General features: G+C 71.8%; 15 protein-coding genes. 9 read left to right on the forward strand and 6 right to left on the reverse strand.

Annotated elements, in window-relative coordinates:
• Positions 1 to 166: 166 nt before the first annotated feature.
• The 4 genes from ACWDS7_RS37300 to ACWDS7_RS37315 all read left to right on the forward strand — a co-directional run bounded on the left by ACWDS7_RS37300 (position 167) and on the right by ACWDS7_RS37315 (position 2,463).
• The gene (locus ACWDS7_RS37300; RefSeq protein WP_451933089.1) at positions 167 to 610 is read left to right on the forward strand and encodes a hypothetical protein; all 444 of its coding nucleotides are present in this window, start codon (positions 167 to 169) and stop codon (positions 608 to 610) included.
• Positions 611 to 984: 374 nt separating this feature from the next.
• Entirely contained in the window at positions 985 to 1,623 is a 639-nt protein-coding gene (locus ACWDS7_RS37305; protein WP_451933090.1) for a hypothetical protein, read from the forward strand.
• Positions 1,624 to 1,629: 6 nt separating this feature from the next.
• Positions 1,630 to 2,268, forward strand: a complete 639-nt coding sequence (locus ACWDS7_RS37310; RefSeq protein ID WP_451933091.1) for a hypothetical protein — start codon at positions 1,630 to 1,632, stop codon at positions 2,266 to 2,268.
• A 3-nt stretch (positions 2,269 to 2,271) separates the two neighbouring features.
• Positions 2,272 to 2,463 carry a hypothetical protein gene (locus ACWDS7_RS37315; protein WP_306858056.1) on the forward strand — a complete coding sequence of 64 codons (192 nt, stop codon included), beginning with the start codon at positions 2,272 to 2,274 and terminating at the stop codon, positions 2,461 to 2,463.
• 219 nt (positions 2,464 to 2,682) lie between these two features.
• Here ACWDS7_RS37315 and ACWDS7_RS37320 read toward each other — a convergent pair whose 3' ends face one another.
• The 3 genes from ACWDS7_RS37320 to ACWDS7_RS37330 all read right to left on the reverse strand — a co-directional run bounded on the left by ACWDS7_RS37320 (position 2,683) and on the right by ACWDS7_RS37330 (position 5,425).
• Complete coding sequence (locus tag ACWDS7_RS37320) at positions 2,683 to 4,008, reverse strand: NAD(P)/FAD-dependent oxidoreductase (protein WP_451933092.1); 1,326 nt, start codon at positions 4,006 to 4,008, stop codon at positions 2,683 to 2,685.
• Between the two features lie 65 nt (positions 4,009 to 4,073).
• A complete protein-coding gene (locus ACWDS7_RS37325) occupies positions 4,074 to 4,529 on the reverse strand; it encodes an ATP-binding protein (protein WP_306858052.1) in 456 nt (151 codons plus the stop codon).
• A 119-nt stretch (positions 4,530 to 4,648) separates the two neighbouring features.
• Positions 4,649 to 5,425, reverse strand: coding sequence for a SigB/SigF/SigG family RNA polymerase sigma factor (locus ACWDS7_RS37330; RefSeq protein ID WP_306858050.1), 777 nt, complete (start codon positions 5,423 to 5,425; stop codon positions 4,649 to 4,651).
• Positions 5,426 to 5,617: 192 nt separating this feature from the next.
• Here ACWDS7_RS37330 and ACWDS7_RS37335 point away from each other — a divergent pair, with 192 nt between their 5' ends.
• Entirely contained in the window at positions 5,618 to 5,989 is a 372-nt protein-coding gene (locus ACWDS7_RS37335; protein WP_451933093.1) for an STAS domain-containing protein, read from the forward strand.
• Positions 5,990 to 6,188: 199 nt separating this feature from the next.
• Here ACWDS7_RS37335 and ACWDS7_RS37340 read toward each other — a convergent pair whose 3' ends face one another.
• Positions 6,189 to 6,899, reverse strand: a complete 711-nt coding sequence (locus ACWDS7_RS37340; RefSeq protein ID WP_451933094.1) for an ANTAR domain-containing protein — start codon at positions 6,897 to 6,899, stop codon at positions 6,189 to 6,191.
• A gap of 159 nt (positions 6,900 to 7,058) precedes the next feature.
• Between ACWDS7_RS37340 and ACWDS7_RS37345 the strand changes: the two genes are divergently transcribed.
• Entirely contained in the window at positions 7,059 to 8,891 is a 1,833-nt protein-coding gene (locus ACWDS7_RS37345) for a SpoIIE family protein phosphatase (RefSeq protein WP_451933095.1), read from the forward strand.
• 292 nt (positions 8,892 to 9,183) lie between these two features.
• Positions 9,184 to 10,335, forward strand: coding sequence for a glycosyltransferase (locus tag ACWDS7_RS37350; protein WP_451933096.1), 1,152 nt, complete (start codon positions 9,184 to 9,186; stop codon positions 10,333 to 10,335).
• A gap of 251 nt (positions 10,336 to 10,586) precedes the next feature.
• On the opposite strand, the gene ACWDS7_RS37355 is transcribed toward ACWDS7_RS37350, so the two are convergent.
• A complete protein-coding gene (locus ACWDS7_RS37355) occupies positions 10,587 to 11,594 on the reverse strand; it encodes a hypothetical protein (RefSeq protein WP_451933097.1) in 1,008 nt (335 codons plus the stop codon).
• 100 nt (positions 11,595 to 11,694) lie between these two features.
• The gene (locus tag ACWDS7_RS37360) at positions 11,695 to 12,762 is read right to left on the reverse strand and encodes a PucR family transcriptional regulator (protein WP_451933098.1); all 1,068 of its coding nucleotides are present in this window, start codon (positions 12,760 to 12,762) and stop codon (positions 11,695 to 11,697) included.
• Between the two features lie 94 nt (positions 12,763 to 12,856).
• Here ACWDS7_RS37360 and ACWDS7_RS37365 point away from each other — a divergent pair, with 94 nt between their 5' ends.
• The gene (locus ACWDS7_RS37365) at positions 12,857 to 13,783 is read left to right on the forward strand and encodes a proline dehydrogenase family protein (protein WP_306858036.1); all 927 of its coding nucleotides are present in this window, start codon (positions 12,857 to 12,859) and stop codon (positions 13,781 to 13,783) included.
• Entirely contained in the window at positions 13,783 to 15,408 is a 1,626-nt protein-coding gene (pruA, locus tag ACWDS7_RS37370) for an L-glutamate gamma-semialdehyde dehydrogenase (RefSeq protein ID WP_306858034.1), read from the forward strand. The genes ACWDS7_RS37365 and pruA overlap by 1 nt, the downstream gene beginning before the upstream one ends.
• Positions 15,409 to 15,565 lie beyond the last annotated feature (157 nt).

Raw genomic sequence — 15,565 nt, forward strand, 5'->3', positions numbered from 1 at the left:
CTGCGACCCCTTGACCCCCAGTCAAGTGCGCTACCAAGCTGCGCTACGTCCCGGTTGTCCTGCGCCCTCTCGGGCGGGACGTCATAACCTTAGCGCAGATCGGCTGGACGTGCGCACGCCAAGGCGTCCAGCCGGCGGATGTGATCACGCGAGAGACGGGGTGCAGGTGGGGCGCAGAGCGCTGATCGACCAGGACGAGCTGCGACGGCTCGTCCGGCAGGGGCTGTCCAACGCGGAGCTGGCCGCGCGGTTCGGAGTGAGCGAGTCGGGAATCCTGCAGGCCAAGAGGGCCGCGGGGCTCTCCAAGCCGATGCTCGACCACTCCCGGGCGATCCCGTGGAAGCTGGACCGCTCGCACAGCCAGTCGGGCCCGGCCACGAACCTGCGCAACCTGTCGTCCGTGGCCCAGGGACGCGCGATCCCCTCGGAGAAGCTCAACACCGCGCTGCGCTGGGCCGACCGGCTGGTGGCCGACGGCCTGGACGTCGCCTACGAGCCGGACCGGGGGTTCCACGAGATCCCGGCCGTCCCCGGGCGGTCGCTCGTCGAGACGGTCCTGGCCGCGGCCCGCAGGGCGTTGGAGCCCCCACGGGACCAGGACCCGGCCTGAACCCGCACGGTTCGAACCCACGCCACCCGAACCGCACGCCCTGAACCCGCACGCCCTGAACCCGCACGGTTCGAACCCGCACGGTTCGAACCCACGCGACCCGAACCCGCACGAGCCCAACCGTGCGGGCCGGACCGTGCGGGCGCGCGCATCACCGCGACCGCCGGACCGCCGGACCGCCGGACCACTGGACGGAAAGACCGCTGGACCGCTGGACGGAAAGACCGCGCCGAGGCCGCCGGCCGTCCGGAAAAGCTCGACAAAACGCCGGTTCAGAAAATTTTTGACGGCGGGCACCGACATGGGCGGCCGGTTTCGAGGCTTGTCTCCGGGGCAGCGCACGGGGACAACCGCTTACACGACCGGAGGCAGCCATGTCCACTGTGATCTGGGTGGCCGTCATCGTGGTCGCGGTGGTGGCGATCATCGCAGTCGGCTATGCCGTACTGCAGCAGCGACGCCGGCACCGACTCCGCGATCGATTCGGCCCCGAGTACGAACGCACCCTGCGGGAGCGCGACACACGGCACGAGGCCGAGCAGGAGCTCATCGCCCGCGAGCAGCGTGTCAACTCCCTCGACATCAGGCCGCTCGACTCCGGGACACGTGACGCCTACGCCAAGAAGTGGATGGAGGTCCAGGAGCGGTTCGTGGACGCTCCGGGTTTCGCGGTGACCGAGGCCGATCACCTGGTGACCTCCGTGATGGCGGAGCGGGGCTATCCGACCGATGACTTCGAGCAGCGCCTGTCCGACCTTTCGGTGGCGCACGGCCGCACTCTCGGCCACTACCGGCAGGCTCACGAGATCAGCAGCCGCGCCGCCCACAAGGAGGCCTCCACCGAGGAGCTCCGGCAGGCCATGGTCCACTACCGCGTCCTGTTCGAGGAGCTGCTCTCGGCCCCCGAGGGCGCGGCCAACGGCGGCCCCTCCGCGCGGCACACCGGTCCGCGGGCGGGAGAGACGACCAACGACGACAGGCGGACCGGCCGCCACGACCCCCGAGGACGGTGATCCGACATGAACGACCGGCAGCATGAAGACCGCCTGGTCTACAAGCACGATGACGACGATCTGAGCATCCCGCCCCAGCGCGCCGACGGGATGCCCGCCACCCAGGAACCGCGTCACAGCTCCCAGGAACCGCGTCACGGCGGGGTGCTCCCGGAGCGGCGCGACGGCCTGGACGACGGCCGCCGCGGCGACCTGGACGACGACGACACGCCGACGGTGATCGCGGGCAGGCCCGCGGGCCTCCCGGTACCCGGTCAGGCGGCGGCCCACGCCGACCGGTCCGACCCGGCGGACACCGGGCACACCGGGCACACCGCCGACGCCGCACACACCCCGGACGTCACGCACGGCGCCGACACCATCGGCGGCCCCCTCTTCGATCACGACTCCGAACAGGTACGGCGGCGCTGGCAGGAGGTCCAGGCCGGTTTCGTCGACGACCCGCGTGACTCGGTGGAACGCGCCGACTCCCTCGTCGGGGAGATCACGACCTCGCTGCGGACCGCGCTGGAGGCCCGGACCGCCGAGCTCCAGGGCCGTTGGAAGAACAACGACCACAACGACACCGAACAGCTCCGTACCGCCCTGCGTGACTACCGGGCGACACTGGAGCAGCTCCTGACCCTGACCAGCGGGACGAGGTGACCCATGCTCGCAATCGCTGCCGCGGTCGTGTTCGGCCTCGGCCTTCTCCTTGATCTGATCAACACCAGGATCGGCGGCATCAGCGGCACGACCTTCCTGCTCCTCGGCCTGCTCCTGCTCGCGCTGCACCAGGCCGGAGTCGGTACGGCGGGCGTGCGGAGCGGGAATGGAGGAAGCTGGCGCCGCAGGCGCTGAGGGCCCGTCTGAGAGCCCGCGGCCCGAGCGGATCGCCCCGGCGGAGCGGACGGGGACGCGGCCGGGACAGGAACGCGCGGAGGGGGCGCCGTCCACACGGACGGCGCCCCCTCCGGCCGGAGCGGCCCGGACGGCCCCTTGAGGAGACACCGGACGGCCCCTTCAGGAGAAGCCCCGGACGGGCCTTCAAGTAGGGCCCCTCGGAGGGGCCGGGACGGGTCAGCGGGACGCCGGGACGCCGGACTCGGTCCGGGCGGCGAGCTCGAACTCCTGGCGGGGACGGGTTATCGCGCCGAGCGAGACGGTCTCCCTGCGGAAGAACAGCCCCAGGGTCCAGTCGGTCATCACCCGGACCTTCTTGTTCACGGTGGGGACCCGCGACAGGTGGTAGGTCCGGTGCATGAACCAGGCGGGCAGGCCGCGGATCTTGCGGCCGTAGATCTGGGCGACCCCCTGGTGCAGTCCCAGGCTGGCCACCGACCCGGCGTAGGCGTGCCGGTAGGGCCTGCGCTCCCTGCCCCGGAGCGTGGCCACCACGTTGTCGGCCAGCCGGCGGGCCTGCCGTACGGCGTTCTGGGCGTTGGGCGCGCACATCTCCCCCGGCTTGGTGAGGTCGGGTACGGCGGCGCAGTCCCCCGCGGTGAAGACGTCGGGGAAGCCCTCGACGGCCAGCTCCGCGGTCGCCTTCACCCGGCTCTTGTCGTCCAGCGGGAGCCCACTGTGGTGCACGAGGGGGTTCGGCCTGACCCCGGCGGTCCACACCAGGGTGTCGGTGTCGAACTCGGTGCCGTCGTCGAGCACGATGTGCCCTTCCTCGGCGGAGCTCAGCCGGGTGTTGATGCGCACGTCGATCCCCCGTCCGCGGAGCTGCTCCAGCGTCCAGCGGCCCATCTCGGGGCCGACCTCGGGAAGGATGCGGTCGGTGGCCTCCACCAGGAACCAGCGCATGTCGCCGGGGTCCACCGTCGGGTAGTAGCGGCAGACGTCGCGGGCCATGTCCTCCAGCTCGGCCAGTGCCTCGACGCCGGCGAAGCCCGCGCCGACGAAGACGAAGGTCAGCGCCCTGGACCGGACGGCACTGTCGGTGGTGGACTCGGCCAGGTCGAGCTGGGCGAGCACGTGGTCGCGGAGGTGGATGGCCTCCTCGACGTTCTTGAAGCCGATGCCCCACTCGGCCAGGCCCGGGATGGGCAGGGTCCGGGAGATGGAGCCCGGCGCGAAGACCAGGATGTCGTAGGACAGGGTGCGGCCGGGACCCTCGTACAGGCGCAGGTCGGCGGTGTGGGCGACGGGGTCGATGCCGGCCACCCAGCCGTTGAGGATCTCGCACTTGTTCAGGACCCGGCGCAGGGACACGACGACGTGCCTGGCCTCGACGTTGCCTGCCGCCGCCTCCGGGAGGAACGGCTGGTAGGTCATGTATGAGTCGATGTTGATGACGGTGATGCGGGCCTCACCGCGCCGGAGTTTGCGCTGAAGCCGCAGGGCGACGTACATGCCGACATAGCCGCCGCCGACGATCAATATGCGGACAGGTGCTGTCATAAACCGGCTTGTACCCAAAAAAGCAGATTCGGACCGATAAGGGTCTTATGTCGGGAAAAGCCGTTTCAGACTTTGAAGGACATCGTGATGAACGTCCCGGCCGCCCCGGTCTCGAACTTGATGTCGGAGCTGATCATCCGGGCCACCCAGAGCCCCATGCCGCTGGTGGCATAGGGCGCGGGCGGCGTGTCGCCCGGGGGCCCGTCAGGGGACCACTGCCCCTCGTCGTGGATCTCCACGACGAGGGTGCGGCCGACGGTCCACATCCGCAGCACGGCCTTGGCCGTGGCATGGCCGTGGGTGACGGCGTTGGTGGCGACCTCGTTGACCGCCACGAGGAAGTCGGCCAGGCTCTCCTGCGACATCCCGCTCCGCATGGCCTGGACGGTGGCGAAGTCGCGCACGTCGGGCAGGTCGGGGAGGCAGAAGGCGATCTCCGCCACGGCGGCTCCGGCGGGGACGGGCCGGGAACGGGCGCCGCTCGCCAGGAAGCGAGCCGGACGAACACCGTCCTCGTTCACGCGAGATCCGCCTCCCCTGTCCCACCGCGCCATCTTCCCCGGCGCCTGGGGATCATTCAAACGCACCCTATGCCACTCCTGCCGTCGCCGACTGGGGTGCCCGGTGAGGGGCCGTGTATTCAGCATTCTGCGACGAGTTCCTCGCGGAGCTGGTCCAGGACCTTCCGCAGGATACGGGAGACGTGCATCTGGGAGATCCCGAACTCGGCGGCGATCTCCGCCTGGGTCATGTTGCCGAAGAACCGCAGCAGGAGGATGTTCTTCTCACGCGTCGGCAGCTTGTCGATCAGCGGCTTGACCGCCTCGCGGTCCACCAGGACGCCCAGCGCGTCGTCCTCGTCGGGGATGACGTCGCCCAGCGCGGCCGCGTCGTCGTCGGCGCCGAGCGGCGCGTCGAGCGAGAGGGCGCTGTAGGCGGCCGAGGCGTCGAGGGTGAGCAGGACGTCCTCCTCGGAGATGTTCATCTTCGCGGCGAGCTCGGCGATCGTCGGCGACCGGCCCAGGTCCTGGCTGAGATCGGCGACCAGCCGGTTCAGCTCGGCCCTGCGCTCCTGGTAGACGCGGGGCACCCGGATGGCCCAGGTGCGGTCACGGAAGTGGCGCTTGACCTCACCGGTCATGGTGACCACGGCGTAGCCGCGGAAGGCGTGGCCGAGGGTGGGGTCGAATCCGTTGATGGCCTTCATCAACCCGACGTACGCGGCCTGGAGGAGGTCCTCCAAGGGCTCGCCCCGGTAGCGGTAGCGGCGGGCGATCTCCATGGCGAGTGGCCGGTGCATCTCGACGATCCGCTCGCGCAGGCGCTCGGCGCGGTATTCGGAGACCTCGGGCAGAACCATCTCGGCGAGGAGTTCCTCGGCGGTCATGTCGGTGAGTTCGAGGGCCTGAACAGACATTGCTGCTCCTTGTATAACTGTCGGACGACACCGGCAGCTCGGAGCAGCATCCGGGCAGACGGCATCGCCTCGACCACTTTTCGAGGCGAGGCCCTCTGCTGGACCTCGGTTCTAGTATTACCCCGATTCCGGGAGTATTGCTCGCTCTCAGGTAACAGTAAGGTTGCTAATCAAATGGCGAGGAGGACCTGAGTGACGGTGTCGGAGAACGGCGAGAGAGCGGCGGCCCTGACTCTGACGTCGGCGCTGGTCGGTGGGGTCAATGTGATCCGGGTGACGGGCCTGCTGGACGCGACGACCAGGGACCAGTTCGCCGACTACCTGGCGGCCGAGGTCGCCGAGCACGGTCCGGACATGGCGCTGGACCTGGGCGGGGTGACGTTCATGGACTCCCGCGCGCTCGGACTCATCGTCCATCACTGGCAGCTCAGCACCAACTCCGGGGGGAAATTCGCCCTCATCGGCGTGGAGTACGCCAAGACCAAGGTGATGTGGATCACCGGCCTGGCCCAGCGCCTGCCCCTCTACGACACGGTCGAGGACGCGCTCGCCGCGTTCGGTTAGCCCGCTCCCCCACCTGCTCCCCCGCCGTCCGGCCCGGGTGTCACGGCGCCCTCCGGCCCGGGTGTCCACGGCGGCCGGTGCTCCCTCCCGGCGGCCACGGCGCCGCCGCGACACGCCGGCCTCCCGGACAGCTCCCTCCCCCGGGCACCTCGCCCCCGGGGCGCCGCCTCCCGGGCACCTCGCTCAGGGCGCCGCCCTCTCAGCCGGCTCGCCCGCCCCGGTTCCGCTGGTGCTCGTCGACCAGCAGCCGGGCCAGATCGGCTACCTTCACCTGGTGGTGCTGGGAGATCCTGCGCAGTTCGTCGAAGGCGGCCTCGGCCGAGCAGCCGCTGGACTTCATGATGATGCCCTTGGCCTGGTCGATGATCGCCCGGCCGGCCAGCGCCTCCTGCATCTGGGCGGCGTCGGTCCTGACCTCGTCGTAGTCCCACATGTTGGCCAGCGCCACGCCCACCTGCTCGGCGAGCATGTCGGCCAGCGGGGGGACGCTCCGGGCCGCGAAGACGCCGGGACGCACGCCGTACAGGCCGAGGACCAGGACGGCGCGCTCGACGGTGATCGGCAGGGCCAGGACCGAGCGGATCCCGCAGCGGACCGCCATGCCGGCGTAGTCCGGCCAGCGCGACTCGCGCAGCACGTCCTGGATGATCACGTGACGGCCGGTGGCTCGGGCCTCGGCGGAGGGCCCCTGTCCCAGCTCGCCCTCGCTGTCGACGAGCACGATGAGCTCGCTGTGCGAGGCCGAGACGACCAGGCGCTCGGCACGCCACAGCTCGGCCGAACCGCCCGCGCAGCCGGGCACGTCGCCGGCGAGGGTGGTGGTGAGCCCGCGCAGCACGCTCTCGCTCGAGGTCTCCTCGCTGACCCTGCCGAGCGCGGCGAGGTCCCGGGCGAGAACGGGAGTGACCATCTCCATGTCACGGAACCCCTTCCTGATTTCGCTAACTTAATCACTATCTGACCGCGCATCGATCCGACCCACCGGGTGGCGTACCGTCTACGACGGGGCCAGTCCCATCCCGGCCGCTGACGAGGACGAACATTGACCGACGCCATTGGCCTTCAGGCCTTGGAGCAAGCGCTGAGCGCGCTGACGACCAGGGTCTCCTCCCTGCGCGAGACCAGGTCCGCCTACCCAGCCGACCCCCGGTCCACACTCGACGCCGCGCTGGCGGAGCTCGACACCGCCCGCGAGCTGCTGGAGACGTCCCTGCGCGAGCTGCGCAAGGCGCCCAAGCGGTCCGGTGAGCGGGAGAGCGGGTCGCAGCGGGAGCTCAAGCTGCTGCGGCAGGTGTTCCGCACCTTCCCCGTCCCCGTGGTGGTGCTGGACGCCTCGGGGGTGGTCCGGCGCATCAGCGCGGAGACCTCCCAGATGCTGGGCAGCCCGGCCGGCTATCTGATCGGGCGCTCCTTCCCGCTGTTCGTCGACGTCTCCCGGCGCGCCGCGTTCCGCTCGCACCTGACGGCGGTGCAGCAGGGAGGGCAGACCGCGACGTTCCAGACGCGGCTGGCCCACCAGGGCCGCGCGCACACGGTGCAGCTCGCCCTCACCCGGCTGACGATGCCGGGCGAGCCGCAGGAGATGACCGCCGTCGTGATCCTCCCGCTGGAGGCACAGGTGGCCGGCGCCCCCCGGGGACCGGTCGACCGGTCGGACGCCTCCCTGGTCATGGCCGCCGCCCGCCGCCAGGAGCTGCTGTCCGCGATGACCCGCCTGCTGCTCGACGAGGAGAGCCTGCGCCAGCCGGTGACCGTCACCCGGGCCGCACGGCTGCTGGCGGCCGAGAGCGCCGACTGGGTGATCGCCGACGTGGTCCGCGACGGCGTGCCCCGGCGGGCCTGCGTGCTGGGCCCGGGCGACAAGCCGGTGACCGACTTGATCCGGCTGATCGAGGGGATGACCCCGCTGACCGCGCCGGCCGTCGCCCACGTGCTGACCGGCGGCTCGGGCGTGGTCCACGAGATGCTGGAGGACGAGACGCTGCTCGGCGAGGTGCCCGGCGGGCCGCCGCTGCTGCGGGTCATGGGCGCCGCCTCGGCGCTGATCGTGCCGATCCAGGGTGACGGCGGCGCGCTGGGCGCCCTCACCCTCCTACGGCTGCGCGACCGCGAGCCGTTCTCCCTGGCCGACCTGGGCCTGATGGAGGAGATCGGTGTCCACCTCGGACTCGCCCTGCGCGCCCGGCGCAGCTTCCAGACGCGGTCCCAGGCCGCCGACGCGCTGCGCACCAGCGTGGTGCCGCGGAGCCTGCCGGACATCCCCGGATTCGAGGCGGCGGCGATCTATCACGCGGGCTCCAGCCTGGTCGGGGCCGAGTTCTACGACGTCTTCCCCGTGCGGGACGGGTGGGGGTTCGCCCTGGGCGGCGCGGCGGGCAAGGGCGAGGAGGCCGCGTCGGTCAGCGCCATGGTCCGCAACGGGCTGCGCGTCCTCAGCGTCTGGGAGTCCGATCCGGGCGAGGCGCTGCGCAAGCTGAACCACGCGCTGACGGTGCAGCACAGCGGCATGTTCGTGATGGCGGTGGCGGGGTTCATCCGGGCGCGCAGGATCAAACTGGCCAGCGCGGGACACCATCCCGCCGCGATCCTGCAGTCCGACGGCTCGGTACGGTTCACCGCCGGCGGCGGCGTGCCGCTCGGCATCGCCGCCGAGGCCGAGATGTTCAGCGAGGAGCTCACGCTGTCCTCGGGCCAGACGCTGGTCTTCTACTCCGACGGGCTGGTCGCCTCGCAGAACGAGCAGGGCGAGCCGTACGGCGAGAACCGCCTGGCCGACGTGCTCGCGCGCTGCGTGGCGCAGTCCCCGGCCACGGTGGTCAAGGCCGTGGAGGAGGACCGGCACGCCTTCTCCGGCGGACGGGTGTGGGACGAGATCGTGATCCTCGCCCTGCGCGCCGTGTGACTCACCCGCCCCACGCGCCTCGTCCGCCCCCCGGCACGGTGCTCCCGGTGGGGCATGGCGCTCCCGGTGACTCGCGGCGCCCAGGACATCCGCGCCGACCTGGGCAGACGACCGGCAGGGGCGGGCACGGCCGGCGCCCGCCCCGGGAAGCCGCGGCGGAGCGGGAAAAATTGAGGTTTGCCGACGGCGGGAATCCGGGTATGTTTTCTCTCATACAGACGTGTGCCTAAGACGCAGGCACCCCTGAAGGAATCACAGGCTTTCCATGCCTATCTCCTCCCAGAGGTGTGCCGTGAATATTGCATTCGTCTCCTCCGACGCGCTGTCCTCCTCTCAGAGCCAGTCCGACATCGCCGCGCAGCGTGCCCACCTCCTCGCCATCGCCCGCGAGCTGGGCCGGGAGCACAAGGTCACGATCTACACCCGCCGGCACTCCGACTCCGACAAGCCGCGGGTGCGGGTGTCGCAGGGGGTCACGCTGGAGAACCTGCCCGCCGGGCCGGCGGAGGACCTTCCCGAGGACAGCGTCCTGCCCTACCTGCCCGACCTCGGCGACCAGCTCATGCGCCGCTGGGGGCAGGACCGCCCGGACGTCATCCACGCCCACTCCTGGACCGGCGGCCTGGCCGCCATCGCGGGAGCCGACGGTCTCGGCGTCCCGTTCACCCAGAGCTTCAGCAGCGAGCACACCCACGACGCCAAGAAGGTCCGGGTGCAGCGCGCGATCGGCCGCCGGGCCAGCGCGGTGATCGCCGGATGCGGGGACGAGGAGTCCACGCTGATCCGGCTGGGCGTGCCGCGCCGCAACATCTCGGTCATCCCCTGCGGCGTCGACGTCGAGCGGTTCCGGCGCCAGGGGCCGGCCGCGGCCCGCGGCACCCGGCCCCGCCTGCTCCACGTCGGGCCGCTGACCAAGGAAAAGGGCGTCTACACCGCCATCCGCGCGCTGGAGGGCATCCCCGACGCCGAACTGCTCATCGCCGGCGGACCGGAGGCCGCGGCGCTGCCGCACGACGCCGACGCGCACCGCGTCATGCTGCTGGCCAAGGAGGTCGGCGTGGAGGACCGGGTCACCCTGCTCGGGCAGGTCCCGCACACCTCGGTGCCCAAGCTGATGCGCAGCGCCGACGTGGTCGTCTCGCTGCCGCAGGAGACCTCGACCGGCGTCGTCGCGCTGGAGGCCATGGCGTGCGGCGTGCCGGTCATCGCCTCGGCGGTGGGCGCCCACCTCGACTCCGTCGTGGACGGGGTGACGGGCCTGCTGGTGCCGGCGGACCGTCCGGCGCGGACCTCGCGCCTCATCCGCGAGCTGCTCGCCGACCCCACCCGGCGCACCGCGCTCGGCTTCGCCGGCGCCGACCGCGCCCGCTCCCGCTACTCCTGGGAGCGGATCAGCCAGGAGCTCGTCCAGGTCTACGAGAACGCGCTCGCCGCGCGGCACTGACCGGCCACACCTGCTGGGGTCCCCATACGGGGGCCCCAGTTCTCATGTCCGGCGCTTTCCTGCCCGGCTTTCAAGTCCGGCTTCCATGTCCAGCTTTCCTGTCCAGCTTTCCTGCCCGGCTTTCCTGCCCGGCTTTCAAGTCCGGTCCCGGGCGGTAGATCCGGCTGGTCCCCCGTCCCCTACCGTCCGCGCGCCGCACGGCAGCGCGGCGGCACGGCGGAGTCGTTCCGCTCCCTTGCCCCTCGGCTCCCTTACCCCTCGGCCCGTCCCTGCCCGTCCTGTCCCGGCGCTGCTTGTCCCGGCCTGTCCTGTCCCGGCGCGGTACGGCGGTGCAGCAGGACGCCGAGGCCGGCGGCGGTCAGCAGGACGGCCCCGGCCAGGACGAGGATCACGGCACCGCCGACGGCCCCGCCGGTCCAGTGCCAGACGGCCTCGGGGACCGCCAGCGTCAGCCCGGTCACGCCCGCGACGATCAGCACCCAGGCGCGTTCCCTGCCGTACAGCGCCAGGCAGGCCAGCGCGATCAGCGCGGTCACCGAGTAGCCCCAGGTCTGCTCATCCCACAGCAACGGCCACTGCCCTCCGGCCAGCGCGATGACCGCGCCCGTACCCAGGGCGAGCGGGCGCGGGACCAGGCGCCCGGCGAGGGCGAGGGCCAGGACGAGCGCGCCCAGCGCGACGTAACCGGCCCCCCACGCGGCGCTCTCCGGCCGGGCGAACGCCTCCAGCAGGCCGGTGACGGCGACCAGAGCCAGGGCCCCGCAAGCCAGCAGGCCGACCGCGGTGGGCAGCGCCACGTAGGCGGCGGCCGCGACGGCCAGTCCGACCGCGCCACCGGCCAGCACCTCGTCGTGCTCGGCGACGACCCCCGCGCAGAGGGCGGCCGTCGCCGAGCCCAGCGCGGCGAGCGTGGCGGCGACCCTGCGCTGCACGGCGGCCGTCCGGCCGGTCGCCGCCCAGGCCATCCGGCCCAGCCAGGCGGCGGCCGCCAGCAGCAGGGCGGTGATGACCGCGAGCACCGCGATCCTCGCCGGCTGGGACATCCGGTCCCACCCCAGGCCGACGAAGGTGGCCGCCCCGGCGAGGACGAGCCCGCCGCCGACGTAGGAGACGATCTCGCTCCACCGCACGCCGCCGGCCGGCCGCTCGCGCAGGGCCTCGCGCACGGCCCGGGCGACCGGCTCCACCTGCTCGGCACGGAGCTCGCCGGAGTCCACCAGCCTCGACAGCGCCTGCCGTACCGGATCAGCGTCGCTCATAGGCGCATGCTCGCACAGACGGGAGCCGGGGAACACACCGGTCACCGACGGCCCGAGGACGGCACATCGCTGAAGCAGGCGGGCCGAGGACGGCGCATCGCTAGAGCAGGCGGGCCGCCTTGAGGCTGAGATGGACCAACAGCCGGTCCTCGCCGTCGGCCAGGTCGCGGCCGATGAGCCGCTCGGCCTTGCCCAGCCGGTAGTAGAGCGTCTGGCGGTGCACGCCGAGCGCCGCCGCGGCCGCCTGGACCTGGCCCGCCCGGTCGAGGTAACCCTCCACGCTCCTGGCCAGCTCCGGGTCCACGGCCAGCCCGGCGGTCTCCCCCGCCAGCTCGCGCAGCTCGGCCTGGGACAGGCGGGCCAGCGTCCGGTAGACGCCGAGGTCGGACCAGGCCGCGACGGGGGCCAGGGCGGGCACCCGGTCGGCCACTCTGAGCGCCTGCACGGCCTCCCGCCAGCTCCGCCAGGCCTGCGCGGGGTCGGCCCGGGCGTCCCCGACCCCGGCGGCCGTGCCGTACATGGACTGGACCCGGCCGGCCAGCTGCCACGCCTGGCCCGCCGGGGCGAGCAGCGCGACCAGCGGCTCCCCCTGGACGGGCAGGCCGGGGTCGGAGAGCACGCCGCGCGGGAGGGTCCAGAGCGCGGCCACCCGCTCCAGCGAGGTGCGGACGGCGATGGCGGTCACCGGGCCGTGCACGTCGAGCTGGGACAGCGCCCAGGAGCGCTCGTCGGCGTCGGGGGAGAACAGCTCCCGCAGGTTCCGGCCCAGGTCCTGGCGGCTGCGGGCCTCCTGGGCGAGCGCCGCGGCGACCCGGGCGACCAGGCCCGACACCGAGGCGAGCGCGTCACCGTCGAGAGTGCCGTCGTCCAGCAGCCACAGGTAGCCGTAGGTGACCTCGTGGTGGCGCAGCGGCACGCACACGCGGGCCAGGACGCCCAGCTCGGCGTCGGCGGGGATGCGGACCGGGCCGCGCGCGGCGGCGATGCCGTATCCCTCGAAGTAGGACCGCACCTCCTCCGTCGCGCGGCGGCGCAGGATCGACTCCTGGCGCACCACGTCGATGTCGCCGCTCTGCGCGGCATAGGCCAGGAGCTGGAACGAACGATCTTCAATCGTGGCGGAAGCCCCGAGCCTGGCGGCGATCTCGTCGACTGTCTCCTGCAACACCCTCCCATTGTTGTGCATCTGTATGAACAGCGGTTCCAGCGCTCGTGGCAGATGCACATGAGCCCTATCTGAACAGGGGTTTTAGTCTGAAAGCATGCTCGGTTCCCTTCTTCTCGCCGGTTCGCGGGTGCCGCTCGTCCGGCGCGCGGTGTCCGGCGTCCCGCTGACCCGCAAGGTCGTCGACCGCTTCGTCGCGGGCGAGACCACCCAGGACGCGGTCGAGGCCATCCGCCGGCTGACCGGCGCCGGTCTCGCCGTCACCGTCGACCACCTGGGCGAGGAGACCCGGGACGCCGGAGCCGCCGCCCAGACGGCGGACGCCTACATCGTGCTGCTCGACGCGCTGCGCGGGCTGGGGCTCGGCGACCGCGCCGAGGTCTCGGTGAAGCTCTCGGCGGTCGGCCAGGCGCTCGGCGGGGACGGCGACAAGATCGCTCTGGAGAACGCCCGCCGCATCTGCGAGGCCGCCCACGCCTCGGGGGCGAACGTGACCTTCGACATGGAGGACCACACCACGGTCGACTCCACGCTGGGCATCCTGCGGGCGGTGCGCGAGGACTACCCCTCCGCCGGCGTCGCCCTCCAGGCATACCTGTTCCGCACCGAGGCGGACTGCCGCGACCTGTCCCACGAGGGCTCGCGGGTCCGCCTGGTCAAGGGCGCCTACGCCGAACCCGCCACGGTGGCCCACCAGAACAAGGTCGAGGTCGACAAGGCCTACGTCCGTTGTCTGCGGATCCTCATGGCGGGGAAGGGTTACCCCATGGTGGGGACGCACGACGACCGGCTCATCTCGATCACCGAGACCCTGGCCGACCGTTTCGGCCGATCCCTGGGCGAGTACGAATACCAGATGCTCTACGGGATCCGCACCGACAAGCAGCAGGCCCTGGCCGGTGCCGGCCACACCATGCGCGTCTACATCCCCTACGGCGACGACTGGTACGGCTACTTCATGCGCCGCCTCGCCGAGCGCCCGGCCAACATCGCCTTCTTTCTTCGTGCCCTTGGAGGCAAGTGATGGATGCCATCTCCAACGTTCCTACCCCCGCCAACGAGCCGGTGCTCGGCTACGGGCCGGGCAGCGCCGAGCGTGCGGCGCTCGAGAACCGCGTCAAGGAACTGGCCGGAGCCCAGCTCGACCTGACCATGACGATCGGCGGCGAGCAGCGGATGGCCGGCGGCGCCTCCATCGACGTGGTCCAGCCGCACAACCACGCCTCCGTGCTCGGCCGTACGGCTGACGCCACCGCCGACGACGTGCGCGCCGCGATCGACGCCGCGCGCAAGGCCGCGCCCGCCTGGCGCGCCCTGTCGTTCGACGAGCGCGCGGCGATCTTCCTCAAGGCCGCCGACCTGCTGGCCGGGCCGTACCGGCAGACGCTGAACGGCGCCACGGTCCTGGGCCAGTCGAAGTCGGCGCAGCAGGCCGAGATCGACTCCGCCTGTGAGCTGATCGACTTCCTGCGTTTCAACGTGGCCTACGCGCGCCAGCTCTACAGCGACCAGCCGGTGTCGTCCCCGGGCGTGTGGAACCGGATGGAGTACCGCCCGCTGGAGGGCTTCGTCCTGGCGATCACGCCGTTCAACTTCACCGCCATCGCCGGCAACCTGCCGTCGGCGCCGGCCCTGATGGGCAACGTCGTCGTCTGGAAGCCCTCCCCCACCCAGCAGTTCGCCGCGCACTTCACCATGCGCCTGCTGGAGGAGGCCGGGCTCCCGCCGGGCGTCATCAACATGGTGACCGGCAACGGCGCCGCCGTCTCCGAGGTCGCCACGGCCCACCCGGACCTGGCCGGCATCCACTTCACCGGATCCACCGCGACCTTCCAGCACCTGTGGTCCACGGTGGGCGCCAACATCGCCTCCTACCGGTCCTACCCGCGTCTGGTCGGCGAGACCGGCGGCAAGGACTTCGTGCTGGCCCACCCCTCGGCCGACCCGGCGGTGCTGACCACCGCGCTGGTCCGCGGCGCGTTCGAGTACCAGGGGCAGAAGTGCTCGGCGGCCTCCCGCGCCTACGTCCCGCGCTCGGTCTGGTCGCTGATCCGCGACGACCTCGTCGGCATCTCCGAGTCGCTGACCGTCGGCGACGTGGCCGCCGACATGTCGACCTTCATGGGCGCGGTCATCGACGGGCGGGCCTTCGCCAAGCACAAGGCCGCGATCGACCGGGCCCGCGGGCTCGACTCGATCAACGTGCTGACCGGCTCCTACGACGACTCCACCGGCTACTTCGTGAAGCCGACCATCCTGGAGTCGGCCGACCCGACCGACGAGATCTTCACCAGGGAGTACTTCGGGCCGATCCTCGGCGTGCACGTCTACGACGACGCCGACTTCGACGCGGTGCTCGACCAGATGGAGAGCGTCTCCCCGTACGCGCTGACCGGTTCGGTCATCGCCCAGGACCGCTACGCGATCGCCTCGGCGTCGGAGCGGCTGCGCTTCGCGGCGGGCAACTTCTACGTCAACGACAAGCCCACCGGCGCCGTCGTCGGCCAGCAGCCCTTCGGCGGCGCCCGCGCCTCGGGCACCAACGACAAGGCCGGTTCGATCTTCAACCTGATCCGCTGGGTCAACGCCCGCACGATCAAGGAGACGTTCGTCCCGCCGGTCGACCACCGCTACCCGCACATGGGCTGACCTCCCGCGGCCCGGCCGGCGGCGGCCCGGCCCGAGAGAGCCCGGCTGTTCGAACGGCACCGCCGAACTCTAGAGATAGACTCTAGCCATGAGTGATGTCAAGCGGACGAACAAGCGGGCGCAGAAGGCGAAGGAGTGGACGTCTAGGCCGGTCGCC

Source organism: Streptosporangium sp. NPDC003464, assembly GCF_053588315.1.